Below are 22,013 nucleotides of genomic sequence, written 5' to 3'. Positions count from 1 at the left end.
AGGTCAGGCCGGGAGCGGGATGAACTCGCTCTCGTCCGGCACCTTGGCGAAGCGTTGGGCCTGCCAGTCTGCCTTGGCTTGCTCGATCCGATCGGCGGAAGAGGAGACGAAATTCCAGTAGATGTTACGCTTTTCCGGCAGCGGCTCACCACCCAGCAACATCAGCCGCGCGCCACCTTTCGCCCGCAGCACAATCTCCGCACCGGGCTTGAACACCACCAGTTCGCCGGTTGCGAAACCGCCGGTCTGGCCGAGCACCTCGACCTCGCCCGCCACGACATAGATGGCACGTTCGACGTGCTCGGCCTTCAACTGATAGCGCGCGCCATCTTGCAGGACGATATCGGCATAGACCATGTCAGAGAAGGTCCTGACCGGCGAAACCAGCCCATCGGAACTGCCCGCGATCAGGGTCAGGCGCGTGCCCGCATCCTCGATCGTCGGAATCGCGTCCGCCTTATGGTGGGAAAAGCCCGGATCGACCTCTTCATATTGGGTCGGCAGCGCCACCCAGGTCTGGAGGCCAAACAGCTGGCCGCCGCTGGCGCGATTCTCCTCGGACGTGCGCTCGCTATGGACGATGCCGCTGCCTGCCGTCATCCAGTTGACTTCGCCCGGCCGGATCGACTGGACCGAACCCACGGAGTCGCGATGCAATATCTCGCCCTCCAGCAAATAGGTGACGGTGGCGAGGCCGATATGCGGGTGCGGACGCACGTCCAGCCCTTCGCCGCTGTTGAACACCGCCTCCCCCATCTGATCGAAGAAGATGAAGGGGCCGACCATGCGACGATGCGCCGAAGGCAGCGCCCGGCGGACGGAAAAGCCGTCTCCCAGGTCGCGCACCGGTGGCAGGATGATCGTGTCGACAGCGTCGATCTCGGAAGAGCGGATGGACATGAAATGGTTCCTTTCGGCGGAATGGAGGTCAGGCGCCGAGCAGCGCCAGCGCTTCGATCTGGGCGCGGGAAAAGCCTTGCGCGGCAAGAGACGGCACATGGCGTTCGGCCAATTGGCGGGTGCGGCCGGTTTCGCAGAGAAAGTCACGCACCGGATGGAGATGCGCGAGGAGCGGCGCGGGCGCTGCCCTCTTCGCGCCGATAAGGGCGTCGACCGCATGGCTGATCCGCGACCGCAGCGATCCGGCGGCTTCAGGTTCGCCACAGCCGCAATCGGCCACGGCGGTCAGCGTCGATCGGACATCCTGCCATTCTGCAGGGCTGAGGCGCGGTGTGGCGATGGTGAGCATGGCAAAAACTCCGTTGCGGCTATGCAGCCTTCATAGCGAGGCGAGGCTTTTGCGATCAGACCGATAAATTCATGCCTTCCATTCAATAAAGTTGAAAAGTGTCACGCTCAGCTAGACTGGAGCGCCGTCCACAACGTCGTCACGTCGCGGTTGAGCGCTGCCAGCTGCTCGATCGACATGCCCGATCGGGTCAGCAGCGCTTCGGCCAGGCAGCCGCATTGCTCGCGCATATCCTGACCTTTGGTCGTCAGCCGCACCTGCACCTGCCGCTCGTCTGCCGGATTGCGTGCGCGCATGACGAAGCCGGCCGCTTCCAGCCGCTTCACCAATGGCGTGACCGTGCTCGATTCGAGCGCCAGCCGTTCCGCGATGATGCCGACGGGCCGACCGTCCTCTTCCCACAGGGCATGTAGAACCAGATATTGGGGATAGGTGATCCCCAGTTGGTCCAGCATGGGTTTGTAGGCACGATTGATCGCCATGCTGGTCGCATAGAGCGAAAAGCAGAGCTGATGATCGAGCGGGGCGGCGGCAGGCATGTCTTCACTCCATCCGGGGCGTTCTACAGAATCCATATCGCGATAAACAATTCGCTGGACAAGCCCTCCTTCGACTCCTATTTAATATATATCGCGATATATATTATCGTCATATTAAAGGAGAATACTATGTCCGTTGATGTCAAATATCGCACCCGCGCCACTTCGACCGGCGGTCGCGACGGCGAAGCACGATCGGAAGATGGCCGCTTCGTCGCCGCGCTGTCGACGCCCAAGGAGTTGGGCGGTGTCGGCGGGGACGGCACCAACCCCGAACAATTGTTCGCAGCCGGCTATTCGGCTTGCTTCATCGGTGCGTTGAAGGTTGCGGGCCAACAGCTGAAGCTCAAGGTGCCTTCCGACACCAGCGTGACGGCGACCGTGGGTATCGGACCGCGCGCAGCGGGCGGTTTCGGCATCACCGCTGATCTGGAAATCAATCTGCCGGGTCTGGACCGGGCCGATGCGGAACGGCTGGTCGAGGCGGCCCATCAGATTTGCCCCTATTCCAACGCCACCCGCAACAATATCGAGGTCGGATTGACCATCGCCTGATCGAGAATGGACCGGCCCAGGATCGACACAGGGCACCTCATGACCAAACTGTAATGATGCGCTCATCCTGCCGACGCGTGGACTATCCTATCCAAGGTCGCGGTCATTTTCCTCGACCGTGAAGTGAGAGGCGGCGTTCCCCCTGTTACGCCGCCTCTCCAACCGCACGGATGGACGATGCACAGGCCGATCTTCTACGATGCCAGCGGGCGTCGCCGCCGCTTTACCTTGCCCGCTTTGTTCGTGACCTTGCTCGCGATCATGGTCGCTGCGGTCGCCTTTGCCGTGACCATCGTGGATGTCCCGACCCCTCCGGCTGTGCCGTTGCGCATGGAGCGTCCGCGCGCCGAAGGCATCGGCCAGAAGCTCGGCCATATCGGCGCCAAACTGCGCGCCGACTTTGCGCAATGGCTCCCTCATGGCGGCTCCGCCATTTCCGCACATCCGGTAACGGCCGCCTTCTATGTCCCGTGGGATGACGCCAGCCGCGCGGCCCTGCGCGAACATGTCGATCATATCGACTGGGTTGCCCCGGCCCTCCTGTCCGTCACGGGGTCCGCTCACCGGTTGCAGTTGACGAACGACAGCAATTTCACAGCGATCATCCACGCGGCCCACCGCCGCCCCAAGATATTGCCGGTCGTGCAGAATGTCGGCGATGGGGCATGGGATGGGAAAGGCACCGCCGCCTTGCTGCATGATCGCCACGCGCGCACCACCTTCCTGAACCAGCTCATCCCTACCCTGAAAACACTGCACGCCACCGGCGTCGTCTTCGATTTCGAAGCACTGCCGCCCGGATCGCAGCGCGACTATCTTGCCTTCCTGCATCAGGCTGCGCCGACGCTGCGCGATCGGCATCTGCTGCTGACGCTGACCGTGCCGGTGGATGACGCCAGCTGGGATCTCGCACGGTACGGTCAACTGGCCGACCGCCTGTTCCTGATGGACTATGACCAGCATTATATCGGCGACAAGGCCGGCCCTATCGCCGCCCAGCCCTGGTTCGTGCAGCGGCTGCGCGCCGCGCTCAAGGTCGTGCCGGCCGCCAAGACGATCGTCGCCATCGGCAATTATGCCTATGACTGGACCGATGGCGCGGCCAGCGCCGAAACGCTGTCGATCGAGGATGCATGGCTGTCCGCGCACGACAGCGGCGCCCCGATCCGCTTCGATCCGGCATCGGGCAATGCCAGCTTCGACTATCAACAGGACGGGCGGGTCCATCATGTCTGGATGCTGGACGCGGCCAGCGCCTGGAACCAGATTCGCGCCGCGCGACTGGCCGGCACCGGTGGCGTCGCGCTGTGGCGGTTGGGGTCGGAAGATCCCGGCTTCTGGTCCGCGCTCAAGCAGCGCGACACCGCACCGTCCGCAGCCATGGAGCGGCTGACCAGTTTCAACTCGGTCGATGTGGAGGGCAACGGCGAAATATTGCGGATCGACGACGTGCCCACGATCGGCCACCGCACGATCGCCATGGGTTCGGGCCGCACCGCCGGCCTCATCACCGACGAGCATTTCGCCAGCTTGCCGACCCCTTATGTCATCCGCCGCACCGGCTATCGCCCGCATGAGGTGGCGCTGACATTCGACGATGGTCCCGATCCGGTCTGGACCCCGCCGGTTCTGAACATCCTTCGCAAGGCGCATGTCCCGGCGACCTTCTTCGTCATCGGCGAAAATGCGATGATGCACCCTGGCCTGTTGCGGCAAATCATCGCGCAGGGCAGCGAGATCGGCAATCACAGCTATACCCACCCCAATCTGGCGCAGGTCTGGGACCGGGGCGTGTCGCTGGAGCTCAACAGCACGCAGCGACTGGTGGAGGCCTATACCGGCCACGCCATGCGCCTGTTCCGCGCGCCCTATTTTGGCGATGCGGAACCGACCACGGCAGACGAGATCGGGCCAGCGCTGCAAGCGCAACGGGCGGGCTATCTCAACGTCGGCCTGCATGTCGATCCGGGCGACTGGACCCGGCCGGGCGCCGACGCCATCGTCGCGCGGACCATCGCGCAGGTAGAGGCGGGCAGCGCGGATCGTTCGGCGCAGATCATCCTGCTGCATGACAGCGGCGGCGACCGGGCTCAGACCGTGGCGGCATTGCCCCGCATCATTCAGGCACTCAAGGCGCGCGGCTATCGTTTCGTGCCGGTATCGACGCTGGCCGGCCTGACGCCGGCGCAGGTGATGCCGCAGGTGCGCGGCGCGGACCTCGTCGCCGTGCGGGTCGACGTCGCCATCTTCCTGGTTCTCGCTGGTATCGCCATGACGCTCAAATGGCTTTTCTTCGCCGTCATCCTGTTCGGCATCGGCCGCGCGGTGATGCTGGCCGGGCTGGCGCTCGGCAGCCGCCTGCCGCGCAACCGCATCGCCCCACCCACGACTCAGCCCGACCTGTTCGTGTCCGTCATCATCCCTGCCTTCAACGAAGCCAAGGTCATCGAAACATCCGTGCGCCGCGTCCTGTCCAGCCAGCAAGTCGGGCTGGAGGTCATCGTGGTGGATGACGGATCGACTGACGGCACCAGCCGGATCGTCACCGACGCCTTCGCCGGCGACAGCCGCGTACAATTGTTGACCTTGGCCAATGGCGGCAAGGCGGTGGCGCTCAATCGCGCGCTGGAACTGGCGCGGGCACCGATCATCGTCGCTCTCGATGCCGATACCCAGTTCGAGCCGCTGACGATCGCTCGCCTGGCCCGCTGGTTTACCGATCAGCAGGTCGGGGCGGTCGCCGGCAATGCGATGGTCGGCAACCGCATCAATCTCGTCACCCGCTGGCAGGCGGTGGAATATGTGACGGCGCAAAATCTGGAACGGCGCGCCTTGGCCCGTTTCGGTGCGATCACCGTGGTGCCGGGCGCGGTCGGTGCGTGGCGGCGATCGGCGCTGGATGCTGTGGGCGGCTATCCGGTCGATACGCTGGCCGAGGATCAGGATCTGACCATCGCCGTGCAGCGCGCCGGCTGGCGCATCGCCTATGATACCGACGCAGTCGCCTGGACCGAAGCACCCGAAAGCTTCCGTGCCTTGTCCAAACAGCGTTTCCGCTGGGCCTATGGCACGCTGCAATGTCTGTGGAAGCATCGCGGCATCTGGCGGGAAGGCAAGCCGGCGGGCCTCGCCTGGGTCGGGCTGCCTCAGGCCTGGCTGTTCCAGATCGGCTTTGCGATGGTGTCGCCGATCATCGACCTGGCGCTGGTTGTCAGCGCGCTCGACACCGCCCTGCGCGTTCATCAGCATGGTTGGGCGCAGACGGAAAGCGACGTGCTGCGCATGGCACTTTACTGGATCGCCTTTACCGCCATAGACATCGCCTGCGGCGCGGTCGCCTATCGTCTGGAACCGCGCGAGAAACGCTATCCTGCCCTCCTGCTGGTGGCGCAGCGCTTCATCTACCGGCAGATCATGTACAGCGTCGTCATCCGCGCCGTGGGAACCGCCATCCTTGGCCCCTGGGTCGGCTGGGGCAAGCTGGAGCGCAGCGGTCGGGTACAATCGACAGACGCGCTGCGGGGTACAGGCCCGGCTTGGAGCAACCCGTCATGAGCCGGACGACGATCGGCCTGGCGGGCTTCACCGGCGCACTGCTCCTGGCGCTTTGCTATATCGGCTATATCGGCAATGGCGCGCTGTTCGACACGCTCCCCGCACAGGCGCCCCTACGCCAGCATCAACCGCGCGCGGTCGCGCTCTATTTGTCCGGCGATATGGGCTTCCATGCCGGACTGGGGCCGGACGTCGCCGAACGGCTGACCCGGCAGGGCATCCCGGTCGTGGCCGAAAACAGCCTGCACTTCTTCCGCACCCGTCGCACGCCCGAAGAAGCCGGCGCGATGATCGCCGATGGCCTGCGCCGCGCCATCGCGCTCGATCCAGATGCCCGGCTGCTGCTGCTCGGCCAGTCCTTCGGGGCGGACGTGATCGCACCCTCGCTGCCTTATGTACCGACGGAATTACGCCGCCGGATCGCCTTTATCGGCTTGATCGTGCCCGGCGCGACGCGCCAGTGGCGCGCGTCTCCGTCCGAAATCTTCTCCTTCAACGAACCCGAAGAGGATGCCGTCATCGCCGCCCAGAAGCTCAGCTGGACGCCCCTGCTCTGCATCCATGGCGCGGACGAGGACAGCAGCCTGTGCCCGGCGCTGCGTCAGTCCAACGTCACCCGGCTGGAACTGCCCGGCGGCCATCCACTGCACCATGACGCAGACGCCGTGAGCGCCGCCCTGTTGCAGGGGATCGGGCGCGCGGTCGGCGCGCGCGACGCTGCCCGATGACCAGCCTCACGCTTCCCCGCTCCATCGGCCCGCGTCGGCAACTGCTGGGCGTCGGCCTGCTCCTGCTGGTGGCTACTCTCGCCTTCGCCGCGCTCGACCATCTCTTCACCGAAATAGAATGGCATGATGTCCGGGCGGCCTTCCACGCCATCCCACCGCTCGCGATCGCCGCCTGCGTGCTGCTGACCGTCCTCAGCTATCTTGCCCTTACCCTTTACGATCATCTGGCGCTCCGCATCATCGGCAGCGGGATCGGCTGGCGCACGGCGGCGCTGGCGTCATTCTGCAGCTATACGCTCAGCCATAATCTGGGCCTGGCGATCGTTACCGGCGGGTCGGCACGGCTGCGCATCTATGGCGCGGCGGGTCTGGGGCCGGGGGATGTCGCACGCATCATCGCGTCGGCCAGCTTCGCATTTTGGGGCGGCGTCTTCACCCTTGCCGCACTGGCGATGACCCTGCATCCCGCCGCCATCGCGCTGGGTGGGTTCGCGCTCGATCCGGTCGTGCAGCGCGCCATCGGCATTGCCCTGCTAATCGGTGCGATGCTGCTCCTCGCCGCGCTCGGCCCAGCCGCCCGTTCGATCAACCTCTTCGGCTGGACCCTGACGCTGCCCAGCAGAACACAGGGACTGGCGCAGATCGGCATCGCCTGCATCGACCTGGCCTTTGCCAGCGCCGCGCTGTTCGTCCTCGTCCCCCATCTCTCCCCTGCCCTCTATCCCACTTTCTTCCTGGGTTATGCGCTCGCCATCATCGTAGCGCTGATCAGCCATGTGCCGGGCGGCATCGGCATATTCGAAGGCGTGATCGTCGCCACCCTGCCCAATGTCGACCAGCCGGTGTTGATCGCGGCGCTGATCGCCTATCGCATCCTCTATTATCTGGTCCCCCTGTTCGTGGCCGTCATCCTCATCACCGCGCATGAAAGCCATGCATGGCGACGGCCAGTACGCCAGGTGATGGGTGGCGCGCAGACGCTGGCCCGCGCGATCGCCCCCACCATGTTCGCCGCGCTGGTGGCGGTGGGCGGCACCATCCTGCTTATTTCCGGATCGCTCCCTGCCGTTCCGGGGCGGTTCCGCATCGTGGCGGGCATCATACCCATGCCCTTTGTCGAGGCGTCCCATCTGGCCGCCAGCATGACCGGCGCGATGCTGATCCTGCTGGCATCGGGACTCTATCGACGGCTTGATGGCGCCTTCTTGTTGACGCGGTTGCTGCTGGTCGCCGGCGCGCTCTTCTCGCTCAGCAAGGGCCTGGATTATGAGGAGGCGATCATCCTCCTGTCCATCGCCGCGTTGCTGCAATGGAGCCATGCGGCCTTCTATCGCCGCACCAGCCTGACATCGGCCATATTGACGCCAGGATGGATCGCTACGCTGGGCGTCGCGGTCGGCCTGTCCATCTGGATCGGTTTCATCGCCTATCGCCATGTCGATTATCAAAGCGATCTGTGGTGGCAGTTCGGGCGGCATCAGGACGCCTCGCGCTTCCTGCGCGCTGCGCTGGCCACCGGCGTGGTGATGGTCGGCGCCGCAATGATGGGACTGCTGCGCCCGGCTACCGACCGTGGCGACGATGAGCCATGCGGCCCGCCCAGCGAAACCGCACTCGCCCTCGCCCGTCGGACGGACGCCTGCCTCGCGCTTACGGGCGACAAGCGTTTCCTGACATCCCCGTCCGGTCGCGCCTTTCTCATGTATCAGGTACAAGGGCATAGCTGGATCGTCATGGGCGATCCGGTCGGCGATCCGGCTGAATGGGGCGACCTGCTATGGCGCATGCGTGAGCGGGCCGACGCCGCGCAGGGGCGACTATTGCTCTATCAACTAAGCCTGGAATCCCTGCCGCTGGCCATCGACCTTGGCCTGTCCATCGTCAAATATGGGGAGGAGGCACGGATCGACCTGAGCACCTTCACGCTGGAAGGATCGCAGGCCCGCCCCCTGCGCCACGCCGTCCGCCGCACCGCCCGCGATGGCGCCGGCTTCGAAATCGTGGCGGCGGTCGACCTGCCGGCCCTGCTGCCCGAATTACGCGCCGTGTCCGACGACTGGCTGGCCGCCAAGGGCGCCACCGAGAAAAGCTTCAGCGTCGGTCGTTTTGGAGATATCTATATGGCAAGGTTCGACTGCGCGGTCGTGCGCTGCCACGGGCGGATCGTGGCCTTCGCCAATATCTGGTCGACGGCGGACGGTCAGGAATTGTCCGTCGATCTGATGCGTCACAGCGGCGATGCGCCACCCGGTGTCATGGACTTCATCTTCACTAGCCTGCTGCTTTGGGGCCAATCCCATGGCTATCGCTGGTTCACGCTCGGCATTGCGCCCTTGTCGGGGCTGGAGGCGCGGCGCCTGTCCCCGCTTTGGGTCAAGGCGGCGGCCTTCCTCTACCGCCATGGCGATGCCTTCTATGGCTTTGGCGGATTGCGTGCCTATAAGGCGAAGTTCGTGCCGATCTGGGAACCGCGTTTCATCGCGGGGCCGCAGGGGCTTTCGCTGGCACGGGCGATGGTGGACCTCCAGCGGCTGATCGGCGGCGGGAAAGGCAGCATGGCCGCCCGGATGCGGGAGGCCGGGAAATGAGGACGGTCATGAGCTACAAGGTGCTGTTGGTCGAGGATGATGCCACCACCGCAGACTATATCACCAAGGGGCTAGTGGAAGAAGGCTTCACCGTCGACCGGGCCGATAACGGCCGCGACGGGCTGTTCCTGGCGACCGAGGCCGCGCATGACGCAATCATTCTCGACCGAATGCTGCCGGGAATGGACGGCATGGCCGTGCTCGCCGCGCTGCGCGCCGCCGGTATTGAAACCCCGGTCATCATCCTATCCGCGCTGGCCACCGCCGACGAACGGGTCAAGGGCCTGACCGGCGGATCGGACGACTATCTGGCCAAGCCCTTCGCCTTTGCCGAATTGCTCGCCAGACTGCGCATCATCCTGCGGCGTGGCGGCGGACAAGCGGCCGAGACGCGTTTGTCCTGCGGCGGTCTGGAGGTCGACCTTCTCTCGCGCAAGGTCAAGCGCGGTAGCCGCACCATCGACCTGCAACCACGCGAGTTTCGCTTGCTCGATTATCTGCTGCGCCATCAGGGCGAGGTCGTCACCCGCACCATGTTGCTGGAGGGCGTATGGGATTATCATTTCGATCCCGGCACGAATGTCATCGACGTGCATATCAGCCGCCTGCGCCGCAAGGTAGATGAAGAGGGCGAAAGCCCGCTGATCCACACGATTCGCGGCGCCGGCTATCGGCTGAGCGAACAGGGTTGACGATGCGTTGGCGCCAAAGCGTCATCTGGCGGTTCGCTGCGCTCGTCTTCCTGATGCAGATCGCCTGCGTACTGCTTGCCTTATGGGCTGTGCATCAATTCACCAACAATTCGGTGGATGAAGCGAGCCGCGCCGTCGCGGTCAATCTGCGCGACGACATAGCCGCCACTTATGCGGCGGCCGGATTGCAGGCGGCCGGCGCCACGGTCCGCAGCCGCATGACCGCCGATCCGGACGGCAGTTCGGTCATGCTGCTGATCGCACCCAATGGTCAGCGGGTAGCGGGCAATATTCCCAATTGGCCATCAGCGATCGGCCCGGCGGAAAGCTGGCGGCAACTCGACCTGCTGCGCATCGGCCAGAAGGAGCGCGAGCCCCAGAGCATCGGGATCGTCAGCACGCAGTTTCCGGATGGCACGCGACTGCTGACCGGCCATGTCGTGGAAAATGACTTGCGTTTCGGCGGCTATCTGGAGGCCGCGCTGCTGGGCGCGGTAATACTTGCGATCCCGCTGGCGGCAGGCGCGGCCTTCTTTTCCGCTGCGATCATCCGGGGGCGGTTGCGGTCGGTCATCGACACGGCGGCGGCGGTCGGCACCGGCGACATGAAGCGTCGCATCATCCTGTCCGGCAGCGGCGACATGTTCGACGCGCTGGGTGAGGAAATCAACGCCATGCTGGAGCGGATCACCGGCCTGGTGGACGAGATGCGTTTGGTGACGGACGGATTGGCGCATGACCTGCGCTCCCCGCTGACAAGAATGCGCGCCGTACTGGACAATGCGCTGCGCCAGAGCCGGGACGAGGAATCTATTGCGGCGCTGGAAAAGGCGCTGGAGGAAGGCGACACGCTGCTGCGCATGCTGGACGCTGCGCTGCTGATCAGCCGGGCAGAGGCAGGCATCGGCCGCGACAGTTTTGTGGCGGTCGACGTCGCCGCGCTGCTGCTGGATTTTCAGGACATGTATGATGCCTTGGCCGAGGATAAGGGCGTGACGATCAGCGTCGATACGCCGCCGGACCTGCATATCCGATCGCACCGGGAGATATTCGGCCAAGTATTGTCCAACCTGATCGACAATGCGCTGAAATATGGAGGCGACCAAATCCTGCTGTCGGCACGGCGATCGGGCGACAGGATCGAGATTGCCGTGGCCGACAATGGCCCCGGCATTGCCGAAGAGCGGCGGATCGAAGCGCTACGCAGGTTCGCCCGGCTGGATGCCTCCCGCCATATCAGCGGCGCCGGGCTGGGCCTATCGCTGGCATCGGCCGTGGCCCATATGCATAGCGGTACGCTGACGCTGGGTGACGCGGAACCGGGCTTGCGGGTCATGCTGACCCTGCCGGCCATTGATACGGCGCAAGCGGACTCTTCCTTGGCCTGACAAGGCATGTGCCGCCCATCGGTAAAGTGCCGACCGTGACACTTTACCGATGGGCAAAGTGTCACGAGCGACAAAATGCGACTCGGCAGAAAAACGGGATTCACAAGCGGGTCAGACTATGCTTGATTCACGATATGTTTCATGCGCCCGTCTCGTCCCGCATACCCGGTGGCAGCGATTTGTCGCTGCTGCTGGATCAGCTGTCGCATTGCTGCTCGCGGCCGCGTTACGCCTTCATGCTGCTGACGCTGATCGCCGATGTAACCAAGGCGGATGGCAGCGCCGGGCCGGAGGTCCGCGTGGGCAAAGGCCTTATCCCCCTGCGTGACTGGCTTTGCGATGCGTTGACGCCGATGGGGCATCGCGATCCGCGCCGCATGGCACTGGTCGAGCGGGTGCGCGAGGAATTGCGCAAGGAGGAGCGGCTGTCCGGCGAAAGCGCTGCGGACGAAGCGCTGGTGCAGGAGGAAGTCCGGGGCCGCGTCCGCGCGTCGGGCAAGACCAATCTGAGCCGCGCCGTCACCGAATTGGTGAAGGCAGGGCTGCTTAAGCGCCATTATCAGGGCTATCGCGTCGATCATCTCAATCGCGGTGCCCAACGTCAGGCGGTCTATACGCTGATCGGCCGCGCGCGGGTGCTGATCGGTGCGCCAGCGACGCCACGCCGCACGGTCGCCCCGCCACGGCAGGGCGACCTGTTCGCGCATTAAGGGTCAGGCGCGTTCGCGCGCCGATCGCCGGGCCTTGGCATAATTGTCCCGGCGCATGGCCTCAAACCCTACACGCTGGTCGAACCCGGCATCCTGCGGATAATCGCGGAAGTCCGCCAATATCTCACCAAACACCGTCGCCAGCTCGTCACGAAATTCGGGATGGGGGAATATGTGGAAACGGTTCTCCTGAACCGCCTCCAATGTGCGGGCGGCAATGACGTCCGGCTCCATGCCGAACTGGTGCAATTGCTCCAGCCGGTCGACTGCCGCACTGTCCACCGGCTTCGCCCCACCGCTGAGCGCCGCCGGGCGGACCTCATCGCTGGCATAGATATGGCTCTTCACCAGACCGGGGCAAAGAACCGACACGCCGATACCGTGCGGCGCCAGGCTGTAGCGCAGGGATTCACTCATGCCACGCACCGCAAATTTGGTGGTGTTGTAGATGCCGGGCGCGCCGCCGCACAGGAAGCTCGCCATGGATGCTGTGTTGACGATATGCCCGCCCTGCCCCAGCGCCTTCATGCGCGGAGCGAAGGTCATCACACCATTGATGACGCCGTTCAGATTGACCCCCATCACCCAGTCCCAATCATCATAGCTGGACTCGTCGATGGTCTGGAACAGGTTGATGCCCGCATTGTTGAAAAGCAGGCTGACTGGCCCCAACGCCGCCTCCGCTCGGTCGGCCGCATCGGCAAAGCCGGCGCGCGATGCGACATCGAGTTGGACAGGTAAAACGCTCTGATTATCGAGCGTCTTGAGCGCGGCGGCCAGCGCATCCTCGCGAATGTCGGCGATCGCCACCTTGCACCCCTGCGCCAGAAGCGCGCGTACCAGCCCCAAGCCGATCCCGTTAGCGCCGCCGGTCACAAAGGCGGTGCGTCCCGCAAAGTCGAGCATCCCATTCTCCTACGATTATCTTTGCAACGCCAATCTTTATAACAGGCGTGCATTTTTCGCTCGCCATAATCGTATAGTTCACTTACAAATTCGCCAAGCCGAAATTTCATCCCTGTGAACAAAGGGAGAGATGGAGAGGAGAAGGTCAATGGCTTTAGCGCCCGCGCCGATTGCGACCGACACGATATGGGATGGAGATGACGCAGCGTCACCCGATGCTGCCGCGTCCGCCCGCCCGCCTTATTCCACCATGGCGGCCTATTGGGCGCTGTTCGTCATCATCCTGGCGACCTTCGTCACCTTTTTCGAACAGGTGGTGTTCGCGATGCTGGCAGAGCGGATCAAGGCCGATTTCGGTCTGTCCGATTCGCAGCTCGGTTTCCTGGCCGGGCCGGCGAGCATCATATGCTATCTGTTCGTCGGCATCCCGCTGGCGCGATTGGCCGACATATTTCCCCGCAAATATGTGCTGGCGGGCGGCTCCGCAGCGCTGGGTATCATCACGTCGATGGGCGGCCTCGCCCAGAATTTCGGCCAGTTCGTCGGCACCCGCGTTTTCCTCGCGGCAGGTGGATCGGCCCATGCGCCATCCTCCTATTCGCTGCTGGCCGACGCCTTTCCGCCGCGCATCCTGACCCGTGCCTTCGCGCTGCTGCAATTCGGCTTCATCGGCGGCACGACGCTCGGCCCGGCCGTCGGCGGGATGCTGATCGCCATGGCGGCCGGATGGGCGCCGACGCAGCATGGGGGCCTGACCATATTGGGCTGGCAATGGTTGATGATCTGGCTGGGCCTGCCCGCCTTATTCGTGGCCCTGCTGTTCCTGACCGTCAAGGAACCGCCGCGACAGGCTCCTCCGGCCGGCACCATCATGCCCCCCACCAACGCATCGCTGGGCCGCCGCATCCTCACCTTCACGGGCCTCGACGCAGCCAAGGCGATTCATGCCAAGCGCCGCGTCTATTATCCGCTCTTCGCGGGACTGGCATTGAGCGCGATCGAGGTGTTCGGCCTGCAATTTTGGCGCGTGCCTTTCATGATCCGCACCTATGGCTGGAACGAAGCGCAGATCGGCGCGGTGATGGGCACGATGACGTTAGCGGCGTCGCTGACCGGGCTGCTGCTGGGCGGCATCTTCGTCGAATGGCTGGCCAAGCGCCATGCCGACGCCAATGTCCGCGCCGCCGCCATCTTCTTCGGCTGTGTCACCATCTGTGCCATCCTCGCCCCGCTGATGCCCAATGGCTATGCGTCGCTGGGCGTCGCCAGCATCGGCGCGATGTTCGGCATCGCCGGCGCCGTGCCGCAAAATGCAGCGATCCAGCGCGTCGCGCCCAATGCCATGCGGGGGCAGGTGACGGCCATCTATCTGTTCATGTTCACCTTCTTCGGGGCGATGGGCAGTTTCCTGGTCGGGCTGGTGCAGGACTATATCGTCGGCGACCCCAGCCAATTGTGGAAGTCGCTGGTGATGACCGCCGGCGTGCTGTTGCCGATAGCGACGCTCTGCATGATCCGCGCAATCCGTCCCTATCGGGAGGAAGTGGAACGACTGGCTGCCGAAGCGGCAAATTCGTAAGTATTACATACAATGATAGGAGAGAGATTCATGTCCGACACCGATCGCATCGCGCATCTGGAAAAGACCGTCACCGACCTTTCGACCCGGTTGCAACGGCGGGAGGATGAACTGGACGTCCGCAAGCTCCAGCATCTTTACGGCTATCTGATCGACAAATGTCTCTATAACGAAACGGCGGACCTGTTCACCGACGATGGCGAAGTGCGTTTCTTCGGCGGCGTGTGGCGCGGTCAGGCGGGCGTCCGCCGCCTCTATGTCGAGCGGTTCCAGGCGCGCTTCACCCATGGCACCAACGGACCGATCGACGGCTTCCTGCTGGATCATCCGCAATTGCAGGATATCGTCGACGTCGCCCCCGACGGCGTCACCGCCCATGCCCGCGCCCGATCCATGATGCAGGCCGGCCGGCACAAGGATTATACCGACCCGTCCAACCCCATGCTGGGGGCGCGCCAATGGTGGGAAGGCGGCATCTACGAAAATACCTATAAGAAGGTCGACGGCATCTGGCGCATCCAGATCCTGAACTACATGCCGCAATGGCATGCCGATTTCGACAAGGGCTGGGCCAACACGCCGGCCGAATATGTGCCCTTCCCCAAGATCACCTATCCCGAAGACCCGACCGGCCCCGACGCGCTGATCGAGGATCACTGGCTGTGGCCGACCCATAAGCTCGTGCCGTTCCACATGCCACATCCGGTGACGGGCAGGGAAATCGTCGCCGAACGCTGGCAGGGCGATATCGACCGCGAGACGGCGGCGCGCGAAGCGGTGAGCGCCTGAGCGCCATGGCCTATCCCGATCTCTATCTGATGATCGACGGCCAGCGGCTGTCGGGCGGCGGGCGGCGGACTCATGTGGTCGTCAATCCCGCTACCGGCGCAGCGCTGGCCGATTTGCCGCTGGCCGATGCGACAGACCTGGACGCCGCGCTTGCGGCAGCGCAGCGGGGCTTCCACCGCTGGCGCGATAGCACCCCGCAGGAGCGGGCCGCCGTGCTGCAAGGCGCGGCGCGGCTGATGGTCGAACGGCAGGAGGAACTGGCCCGGATCGCCACGCTGGAGCAGGGCAAGACGCTGGCTGAGGCGCGCATCGAAGTAATGATGAACGTCAGCCTGTTCAACTTCTACGCCGGCGAAGTCTTCCGCCTCTATGGCCGGGCACTGGTGCGCCCGGTCGGCCAGCGATCGACGGTGACGAAGGAGCCGGTCGGCCCGGTCGCGGCCTTTGCGCCGTGGAACTTCCCACTCGGCAATCCCGGTCGCAAGCTGGGCGCGCCGATCGCGGCGGGATGTTCGGTCATATTGAAGGCGGCGGAGGAAACGCCGGCGTCCGCGCTCGCCATATTGCAATGCCTGCTCGACGCCGGCCTGCCAGGCGATGTCGCGCAGGCGGTGTTCGGCGTGCCCGATGAGGTGTCGCGTCATCTGCTCGGTTCCCCCATCATCCGCAAGATGAGCTTCACCGGCTCCACGCTCGTCGGCAAGCATCTGGCCAAACTCGCGGCGGAGGATTGCAAGCGCACCACGATGGAACTGGGCGGCCATGGCCCGGTGCTGATCTTTGCCGACGCCGATATCGACAAGGCGCTCGATACCGTGGTGGCCGGCAAATATCGCAATGCAGGACAGGTCTGCGTGTCGCCGACCCGCTTCATCGTCGAAGCCAGCGTACATGACCGCTTCCTTACCGGCTTCGTCGATCGCGCGAAGAAGGTCGTGGTCGGCGATGGCTCCTCCCCCGGTAGCATCATGGGGCCGATGGCCAATGCCCGGCGACTGGACGCGATGGGCCGGTTGATCGGTGATGCGGTGGCGAAAGGTGCCCGTCTGGAAACTGGTGGCGAACGGATCGGTAACGAGGGCTATTTCTACGCGCCCACGGTGCTGTCGGGCACGTCGATCGACGCCACGATCATGAACGAGGAGCCCTTCGGCCCCGTAGCCCTCATCAACGCCTATGCCGATGAATCCGCCATGATCGCGGAGGCCAATCGTCTGCCCTATGGGCTGGCCGCCTATGCCTGGACCAGCGACGCCGCGCGACAGCGCCGGGTCGCGCGAGCGGTGGAGGCTGGGATGGTCGGCATCAACACGGCGATGATCGGCGGATCGGACTCCCCCTTTGGCGGGGTTAAATGGTCGGGCCATGGCGCGGAGGACGGACCGGAAGGGATAGACGCCTGCCTCGTCACCAAAGCCGTGCATGAAGGATAAGCGATGACGCATGAACTCAAAACCGGCGGCGATCGCGGCTATTTGCGCATCGCCACCGAAGAGGCGTTCGCTACGCGCGAGCAGATCGACGCCTATCTGCGCATGGTGCGTGACGGAACGGCGGACCGGGGCATGGCGTCACTCTGGGGCTTTTACGCCCAGTCACCGTCGGAGCGCGCAACCCAGATCATCGACCGATTGCTGGACCTGGGCGACCAGCGGCTGGCGGATATGGATGCGACCGGTATAGACGTGGCGATCCTCTCGCTGACATCGCCAGGGGTGCAGCCCCTGCTGGATATCGCCGAAGCCAAGGCGATGGTGCGCCGCGCCAACGATCATCTGGCCGGTCGTTGCGCCGCCCATCCCAACCGCTTCGTCGGCATGACCTCCATCGCGCCGCTGGACCCGGACTGGTCCGCTGCCGAAATCCGGCGCGGCGCGCACGATCTGGGATTCAAAGGCGTGATGGTGAACAGCCATAGCCAGGGCGAGTATCTGGACGATCCCAAATTCGACCCGATCTTTCGCGCGCTCGCCGATACCGGCCAGCCGCTCTACATCCACCCCTCGACCCCGCCCGACGCGATGATCGGGCCTATGCTGGACGCGGGGCTGGACGGAGCGATCTTCGGCTTTGGCGTAGAGACGGGGATGCACCTGTTGCGGCTCATCACCATCGGCATTTTCGACCGTTATCCCGACTTGCAGATCGTCGTCGGCCATATGGGGGAAGCTTTACCTTACTGGCTCTATCGCTTGGACTATATGCACCAGGCCGGCGTGCGCTCGCAGCGCTATGAGCGGATGAAGCCACTCAATAAATCGATCCATGACTATATGCGATCCAACGTCTGCGTTACCACCAGCGGCATGGCATGGGCGCCCGCGATCACATTCGCGCAATCCGTACTGGGGGAGGATCGGGTCATGTATGCGATGGACTATCCCTATCAATATGTGGCGGACGAGGTCCGGACGCATGACCTGCTGGCCATGTCCGACGCCGCGAAGCGCAAGCTGATGCAAAGCAATGCCGAGCGTGTGTTCCGCCTGTGAACCAGACGATCCCACCCCGCAGCACTGCTTATTATGCGCTGGCTCTGGTCGCCGGCACCAATCTGGTCAGCCTGCTCGACCGCAACATCCTCGCCATATTGGCCCCGGCGATCAAGGCGGACCTGAAGATCGGCGACGCCGAGATGGGGCTGCTCTACGGCACCGTCTTCGCGCTCTTCTACGCGCTTTTTTCCCTGCCATTAGGACGGCTGGCGGACGGGTGGATACGCACGAAGCTGCTCGCCATCACCATCAGCTTCTGGTCGCTGGCGACCGGCGGCGCGGCCTTTGCCACCGGCTTCTTCACGCTGATGCTCTCTCGCCTGTGCGTAGGCATTGGCGAGGCCGCATCCCAGCCGGCCGGGACCAGCCTGACCTATGATTATTTCCCGCGTGAAAAGCGCGGCATGGTGATGGCGGTGATGGCCGCCGCGATCGCCATCGGCCTTGGCGGATCGCTGATCATCGGCGGCGTCGCGGCCCAATGGTGGGATGCGCGCTATGCAGCGGGCACGGCGCCTCTGGGCCTCAAAGGCTGGCAGTTCGCCTTTGCCGTGGCCGCAACACCCGGCTTCCTCATCGCCTTCCTGATGAGCCGCCTTGCCGAGCCGCCGCGCGGCGCGATGGATGGCATCCCGACGCCGCCCGATCCCCATCCCTTCCGCGCCAGCCTGTCCGTCTTGTGCGCGGTGACGCCGGGCTTTCATTGGCTCAGCCTTGCGCATGCCCGCGCCAGCGGGCGCGACTGGCTGCGCAACATCGCGTCGCTGGCGCTGATCGTCATCGTCATGCTTCTGGCGATCCGCTGGGCCGAGGCCTTCTCGCCGCGCCCGCCGCTGATGCTGGGCGGCGTCGCGATCAGCCCGCATGTCGTGCAATGGAGCGTCATCGGTTTCGGCGCCTTCGTCATCATCAACCTGATGCAGAATCTCAAAGGGCGCGATCCGGTCGCCTTCGCGCTCATCACCCGCAACCCCTCACTGCTGCTGTGCATCGCGGCGGGATCGTTGCAGGGCGTCATCAACTATGGCGTGATGGGTTTCACGCCATCCTTCCTCATGAAAAGCTACGGCCTCTCGCCCGCCGACACGGGCATGCAATTCGGCTTGTTGTCCGCCGCTTTGGGCGTGGCCGGGCCACTGCTGGCCGGGCCGCTGTCCGACCGGATCGGCGCGCATCGCCTGTCGCGCCGTGTCTGGGTGGCGCTGTTCGCCATGAGCCTGTCGCCGCTGATCGCGCTGTGGGTCTATCGCGCGGGGGATGCGAGCAGCTTCTACCTGCGCTTCACCCTCTACAGCCTTGTCCTTACCATGTGGATGCCGCCGCTTTACGCCGTGCTGTTCGAACAGGTGCTGCCGCGCATGCGAGGCCTGACAGTCAGCCTCTATATCGTCGTGTCGACCATCTTCGGTCTTGGTATCGGCCCCTATGCGGTGGGGATGATCAGCGATGCGCGCGGCGGCGATCTGGGCGGCGCGATCCTGTCGATCAACTGGGTGGCGCCGCCGCTGGTGCTGCTGTTGCTGATCCTGCTGTGGCGGGTGGAGCGCGACCATGCCGGCCTGATCCCGCGCGCGCGGGCGGCGGGGGAGAGGCTATGATCCGGCGCCGATCCCGGTCAGGCGGCACGGGCAAGATGTGGCGCCTTGTCTTAACCGGCGGGCGGTCCGATTTATTTGAAATCCGATCTAGAAACGCTTGAATATTCGCAGGCTGACGACCCGCCCCAGCGGATCGAGATAGGCCGGTTGCTGACCGATGGGCGTATCGCCCCGCCGGTCCCGAACCTGCGGCCGTGCATTGGCGACATTCCGGATGGTCGCGTCGATCATCAGCTTCTTGGCCCAGCCTGCCTTGGGCCACAACTGCTCCATATTGGCGTATAGGGTAAGCGCAGTCGTGCCCAAACTGGCAAAGCGCAGATCCGCCGTTTCGATCGGGCTTCGCGCACGGCTCCCCGAATGATAGACGGATTGCACGAACATGCCGATCCCATTGCGGTACAGCCCCAGATCGCCCTGCACATCCCAGCGGGGCCGACCGCCGCTCGCGACGATATTATCGCCGTCCAGCAGATCGAGCGGCGTCGCACCGGGGCTGAGCAAGAGCCGATCCTCCAGCCGCAACGCAGGCGTCAACGACGCATGGAGATAGGTCATTTTGGGTGGCTGGCCTTCCGGTGGCTTTGCCGGCTTGGGACCGATCGGCCCGGAAAAGGACAGGCTCGCCTTCACCGTCCTTTGCCGTTCGCGATGCAGATTGAGCGGGCGCAGATCCACGCTGGTCAACTGGCCGGCCGCGTCCCGCACGAAACGATCGGGAAAGGCCGCCGCAATCGCCGGCGTCAGGACCGACAGGGTCGCCGCCTGGTCATAAAGGCGTGCCTCTTCATAGAAGAGGCTGGCGCGAAAGGCGTCGGTTCGCAAAGGCTGGATATTGGCGGTCAGCGTCAACGTCCGTCGCTTTTCGGCAGACAGGCCGGGATTACCGCCGAACACCGATGTGACGAACAGGCTTTCGCCCGACACCAGGTCGACGAAGGGCGTATTGGGCGTGGCGATGCGGGGCGCGCCCAGTTGATCCAGCGTCGGCGCGGTTTCCGCATGTTTGAGCGTCGCGAGCAGTTGAACCCGCCGCACCGGCGTCCAGATCAGGCTGGCATGCGCAGTGTAGAGCGGGCCATAGCGGCTGACCGCGTTGACACCACCCGACACATCGGCCGACAGCCGGCCTAGGAAAGGCAGAATATTATCCGCCGCCGATGCGATGGGAATGGACAGAGCCAGGCTGCTGCCTCCCTGGCTGCGACCAAGCAGGCTATCCGCATCCGGGAAAGCGCGAGACTGGCTGTCGCTGCGGGATCGTTGTGCATTGAACGTCGTCGTCACCGCGACTGGGCCGGCCGGCAGGGTCAGGACTGTGCCGTTGAGAATCAGTTGCGCATCGTTCGTCGTGACGATCGAGCGGGAGCGATCGCGGATGGCCACGCCGATCTGATCGGCCGCAAAAGGCGCGAAGGCATCGCCGCCCTGCATGATCGCGTCCTGAACGCCGGCCATGTCGAACCCGAGTTCGCTATCGTTCTGATTATGTTTGCGATCATGATTGAGCCGGAGCGACCAATTCCATCCACCAAAGGCACCGACGAACCCCAAGCCTGCATGCAGCGTCCATATGCTGCCACTCTGGGTCAGCGGATCCGCCTCGTTGACATAGCGGTTGAGCCATATGTCGTTGGCGAAGGGGGAGGAGATGTTGCCCGCTGGAACCAGCAGCGACGCCGTCCCCAGCCCCTGAAGCGACCAGCTGCGTTGCCGTTCGGCCGACAGGCTGAGCGCGGCGGTGGTCCGCTCGCTGATGGGTTGGCTGAAAAAGCCGGCAATCTTCATCGTGCGCTGACGTGGCTGCAAGCTGCGATAGGCGCCCGGATCGGTGACATTGGGGCGATTGGCGCCGGGCAGATAGGCGTCCAGTTCCCGTCGCGCGGCAGGATCGCGCGGGACCGCGGCGATCGTCACCGGATTGTCCGCCAGCGCGCTTAGTTGCGGGTCAATCTCTCCGCCCCCCAGAGCGGTCACATTGCCGACGCTGTCGAAGGGGAGGCTGGGATCGGGACGGATCGACCGCCGGTCCTGTCGCAATTCGTTCTGCCGCAACCAGGTGGCGGTCAATGTGAAGCGTGTCTTGCCGCGGAGCCGGGTCGCGGCAAAGCGACCGTCCGCCGAGCCGCCACCGCCATCGGTGCTGGTCTGGCCATTGGCCATCGTTTCGAAACCCTGGAATTTCGCCTTGGTGGTGAAATTCAGGACCGGCTGATTGGGCGAATAGCCAAGTCCGGCCGCGGCCTCCTGCGGCAGCAGGTCGAAGGACTGGATCGCATCGAAAGGCAGGCTCTGCACTTCTTCATCGTCCAGCGGACGCCGCCCGTTGATGGCATAGACCGGATTAGCGCCATCCGCGCCCTTCAACTGCGCGCCCAGGCGCTCCATCATGTCCTTGATGCTGGTGATGCCCATGGCCCGCAATTCGTCCGCATCGAAATGACGGAGCGGCTGCGTCTCGCCTAGCTGCTTTCGCCCGTTGACGACGATGGGATCGGCCGACGCCGATTGCCTGTGCTGCGCCATCGCTCCCCCACCCGACAGCAACAGGATGGTGCAGCCGATCAGCCTGCCATGACGCTTTTGTCCAATCATGCCCGCCGCAAATAACCACCTGACTTTATGCGAAGATATGAATTCAA

General features: G+C 64.3%; 17 protein-coding genes. 12 read left to right on the top strand and 5 right to left on the bottom strand.

All coding sequences use genetic code 11. The features are described 5' to 3' along the window. Window positions 1–3: 3 nt before the first annotated feature. The 3 genes from F4U95_RS18765 to F4U95_RS18755 form a co-directional block, all read right to left on the bottom strand. Window positions 4–900, bottom strand: coding sequence for a pirin family protein (locus tag F4U95_RS18765; protein WP_120252676.1), 897 nt, complete (start codon window positions 898–900; stop codon window positions 4–6). A 28-nt stretch (window positions 901–928) separates the two neighbouring features. Further along, complete coding sequence (locus F4U95_RS18760) at window positions 929–1,249, bottom strand: hypothetical protein (protein WP_120252675.1); 321 nt, start codon at window positions 1,247–1,249, stop codon at window positions 929–931. 107 nt (window positions 1,250–1,356) lie between these two features. Then, window positions 1,357–1,788 carry a MarR family winged helix-turn-helix transcriptional regulator gene (locus tag F4U95_RS18755; RefSeq protein ID WP_120252674.1) on the bottom strand — a complete coding sequence of 144 codons (432 nt, stop codon included), beginning with the start codon at window positions 1,786–1,788 and terminating at the stop codon, window positions 1,357–1,359. Between the two features lie 129 nt (window positions 1,789–1,917). Between F4U95_RS18755 and F4U95_RS18750 the strand changes: the two genes are divergently transcribed. The 7 genes from F4U95_RS18750 (at window position 1,918) to F4U95_RS18720 (ending at window position 12,004) form a co-directional block, all read left to right on the top strand. Next, a complete protein-coding gene (locus F4U95_RS18750) occupies window positions 1,918–2,343 on the top strand; it encodes an organic hydroperoxide resistance protein (protein ID WP_120253488.1) in 426 nt (141 codons plus the stop codon). Window positions 2,344–2,520: 177 nt separating this feature from the next. After that, complete coding sequence (locus F4U95_RS18745; RefSeq protein ID WP_120252673.1) at window positions 2,521–5,898, top strand: trifunctional glycoside hydrolase family 18/polysaccharide deacetylase/glycosyltransferase family 2 protein; 3,378 nt, start codon at window positions 2,521–2,523, stop codon at window positions 5,896–5,898. Beyond that, a complete protein-coding gene (locus tag F4U95_RS18740) occupies window positions 5,895–6,626 on the top strand; it encodes an AcvB/VirJ family lysyl-phosphatidylglycerol hydrolase (protein WP_120252672.1) in 732 nt (243 codons plus the stop codon). The genes F4U95_RS18745 and F4U95_RS18740 overlap by 4 nt, the downstream gene beginning before the upstream one ends. Beyond that, the gene (gene mprF, locus F4U95_RS18735) at window positions 6,623–9,214 is read left to right on the top strand and encodes a bifunctional lysylphosphatidylglycerol flippase/synthetase MprF (protein ID WP_120252671.1); all 2,592 of its coding nucleotides are present in this window, start codon (window positions 6,623–6,625) and stop codon (window positions 9,212–9,214) included. The genes F4U95_RS18740 and mprF overlap by 4 nt, the downstream gene beginning before the upstream one ends. An 8-nt stretch (window positions 9,215–9,222) precedes the next feature. Beyond that, window positions 9,223–9,906, top strand: coding sequence for a winged helix-turn-helix domain-containing protein (locus F4U95_RS18730; protein ID WP_120253487.1), 684 nt, complete (start codon window positions 9,223–9,225; stop codon window positions 9,904–9,906). A gap of 2 nt (window positions 9,907–9,908) precedes the next feature. Continuing rightward, window positions 9,909–11,294 carry a sensor histidine kinase gene (locus tag F4U95_RS18725; protein WP_120252670.1) on the top strand — a complete coding sequence of 462 codons (1,386 nt, stop codon included), beginning with the start codon at window positions 9,909–9,911 and terminating at the stop codon, window positions 11,292–11,294. A gap of 134 nt (window positions 11,295–11,428) precedes the next feature. Further along, window positions 11,429–12,004, top strand: coding sequence for a hypothetical protein (locus F4U95_RS18720; RefSeq protein ID WP_120252669.1), 576 nt, complete (start codon window positions 11,429–11,431; stop codon window positions 12,002–12,004). Window positions 12,005–12,007: 3 nt separating this feature from the next. Here F4U95_RS18720 and F4U95_RS18715 read toward each other — a convergent pair whose 3' ends face one another. Then, window positions 12,008–12,910, bottom strand: coding sequence for an SDR family NAD(P)-dependent oxidoreductase (locus tag F4U95_RS18715; RefSeq protein ID WP_120252668.1), 903 nt, complete (start codon window positions 12,908–12,910; stop codon window positions 12,008–12,010). Between the two features lie 148 nt (window positions 12,911–13,058). Here F4U95_RS18715 and F4U95_RS18710 point away from each other — a divergent pair, with 148 nt between their 5' ends. From F4U95_RS18710 to F4U95_RS18690, 5 genes are read left to right on the top strand one after another with little or no spacing between them, the layout of a single operon-like run. Further along, complete coding sequence (locus F4U95_RS18710; protein ID WP_120252667.1) at window positions 13,059–14,489, top strand: MFS transporter; 1,431 nt, start codon at window positions 13,059–13,061, stop codon at window positions 14,487–14,489. Between the two features lie 30 nt (window positions 14,490–14,519). Further along, window positions 14,520–15,278, top strand: coding sequence for a nuclear transport factor 2 family protein (locus F4U95_RS18705; RefSeq protein ID WP_120252666.1), 759 nt, complete (start codon window positions 14,520–14,522; stop codon window positions 15,276–15,278). A gap of 5 nt (window positions 15,279–15,283) precedes the next feature. Next, window positions 15,284–16,711 (top strand): NAD-dependent succinate-semialdehyde dehydrogenase, encoded by a 1,428-nt coding sequence (locus F4U95_RS18700; protein ID WP_120252665.1) that lies wholly within the window; start codon window positions 15,284–15,286, stop codon window positions 16,709–16,711. 3 nt (window positions 16,712–16,714) lie between these two features. Continuing rightward, entirely contained in the window at window positions 16,715–17,770 is a 1,056-nt protein-coding gene (locus F4U95_RS18695) for an amidohydrolase family protein (RefSeq protein ID WP_120252664.1), read from the top strand. Continuing rightward, window positions 17,767–19,371, top strand: coding sequence for an MFS transporter (locus F4U95_RS18690; RefSeq protein ID WP_120252663.1), 1,605 nt, complete (start codon window positions 17,767–17,769; stop codon window positions 19,369–19,371). Before F4U95_RS18695 ends, F4U95_RS18690 begins: the two co-directional genes overlap by 4 nt. 87 nt (window positions 19,372–19,458) lie before the next feature. Here the strand turns inward: F4U95_RS18690 and F4U95_RS18685 are convergent, their stop codons facing one another. After that, window positions 19,459–21,966 (bottom strand): porin family protein, encoded by a 2,508-nt coding sequence (locus F4U95_RS18685; RefSeq protein ID WP_120252662.1) that lies wholly within the window; start codon window positions 21,964–21,966, stop codon window positions 19,459–19,461. Window positions 21,967–22,013: the final 47 nt, after the last annotated feature.

Origin of the sequence: Sphingobium limneticum (assembly GCF_008710165.1) — a bacterium.
GTDB classification, from domain to species: Bacteria; Pseudomonadota; Alphaproteobacteria; order Sphingomonadales; family Sphingomonadaceae; genus Sphingobium; species Sphingobium limneticum.
This window is presented reverse-complemented; position numbering and strand designations above follow the sequence as displayed.

Bases quoted from the DNA above. Each gene is read 5' to 3' on its own strand.
- F4U95_RS18705 (WP_120252666.1), top strand. From the start codon at position 14,520: ATGTCCGACACCGATCGCATCGCGCATCTGGAAAAGACCGTCACCGAC.
- F4U95_RS18715 (WP_120252668.1), bottom strand. From the start codon at position 12,910: ATGCTCGACTTTGCGGGACGCACCGCCTTTGTGACCGGCGGCGCTAAC.
- F4U95_RS18745 (WP_120252673.1), top strand. From the start codon at position 2,521: ATGCACAGGCCGATCTTCTACGATGCCAGCGGGCGTCGCCGCCGCTTT.
- F4U95_RS18730 (WP_120253487.1), top strand. From the start codon at position 9,223: ATGAGCTACAAGGTGCTGTTGGTCGAGGATGATGCCACCACCGCAGAC.
- F4U95_RS18765 (WP_120252676.1), bottom strand. From the start codon at position 900: ATGTCCATCCGCTCTTCCGAGATCGACGCTGTCGACACGATCATCCTG.
- F4U95_RS18685 (WP_120252662.1), bottom strand. From the start codon at position 21,966: ATGATTGGACAAAAGCGTCATGGCAGGCTGATCGGCTGCACCATCCTG.
- F4U95_RS18740 (WP_120252672.1), top strand. From the start codon at position 5,895: ATGAGCCGGACGACGATCGGCCTGGCGGGCTTCACCGGCGCACTGCTC.
- F4U95_RS18755 (WP_120252674.1), bottom strand. From the start codon at position 1,788: ATGCCTGCCGCCGCCCCGCTCGATCATCAGCTCTGCTTTTCGCTCTAT.
- F4U95_RS18760 (WP_120252675.1), bottom strand. From the start codon at position 1,249: ATGCTCACCATCGCCACACCGCGCCTCAGCCCTGCAGAATGGCAGGAT.
- F4U95_RS18695 (WP_120252664.1), top strand. From the start codon at position 16,715: ATGACGCATGAACTCAAAACCGGCGGCGATCGCGGCTATTTGCGCATC.
- F4U95_RS18720 (WP_120252669.1), top strand. From the start codon at position 11,429: ATGTTTCATGCGCCCGTCTCGTCCCGCATACCCGGTGGCAGCGATTTG.
- F4U95_RS18710 (WP_120252667.1), top strand. From the start codon at position 13,059: ATGGCTTTAGCGCCCGCGCCGATTGCGACCGACACGATATGGGATGGA.
- F4U95_RS18725 (WP_120252670.1), top strand. From the start codon at position 9,909: ATGCGTTGGCGCCAAAGCGTCATCTGGCGGTTCGCTGCGCTCGTCTTC.
- F4U95_RS18700 (WP_120252665.1), top strand. From the start codon at position 15,284: ATGGCCTATCCCGATCTCTATCTGATGATCGACGGCCAGCGGCTGTCG.
- mprF (WP_120252671.1), top strand. From the start codon at position 6,623: ATGACCAGCCTCACGCTTCCCCGCTCCATCGGCCCGCGTCGGCAACTG.
- F4U95_RS18750 (WP_120253488.1), top strand. From the start codon at position 1,918: ATGTCCGTTGATGTCAAATATCGCACCCGCGCCACTTCGACCGGCGGT.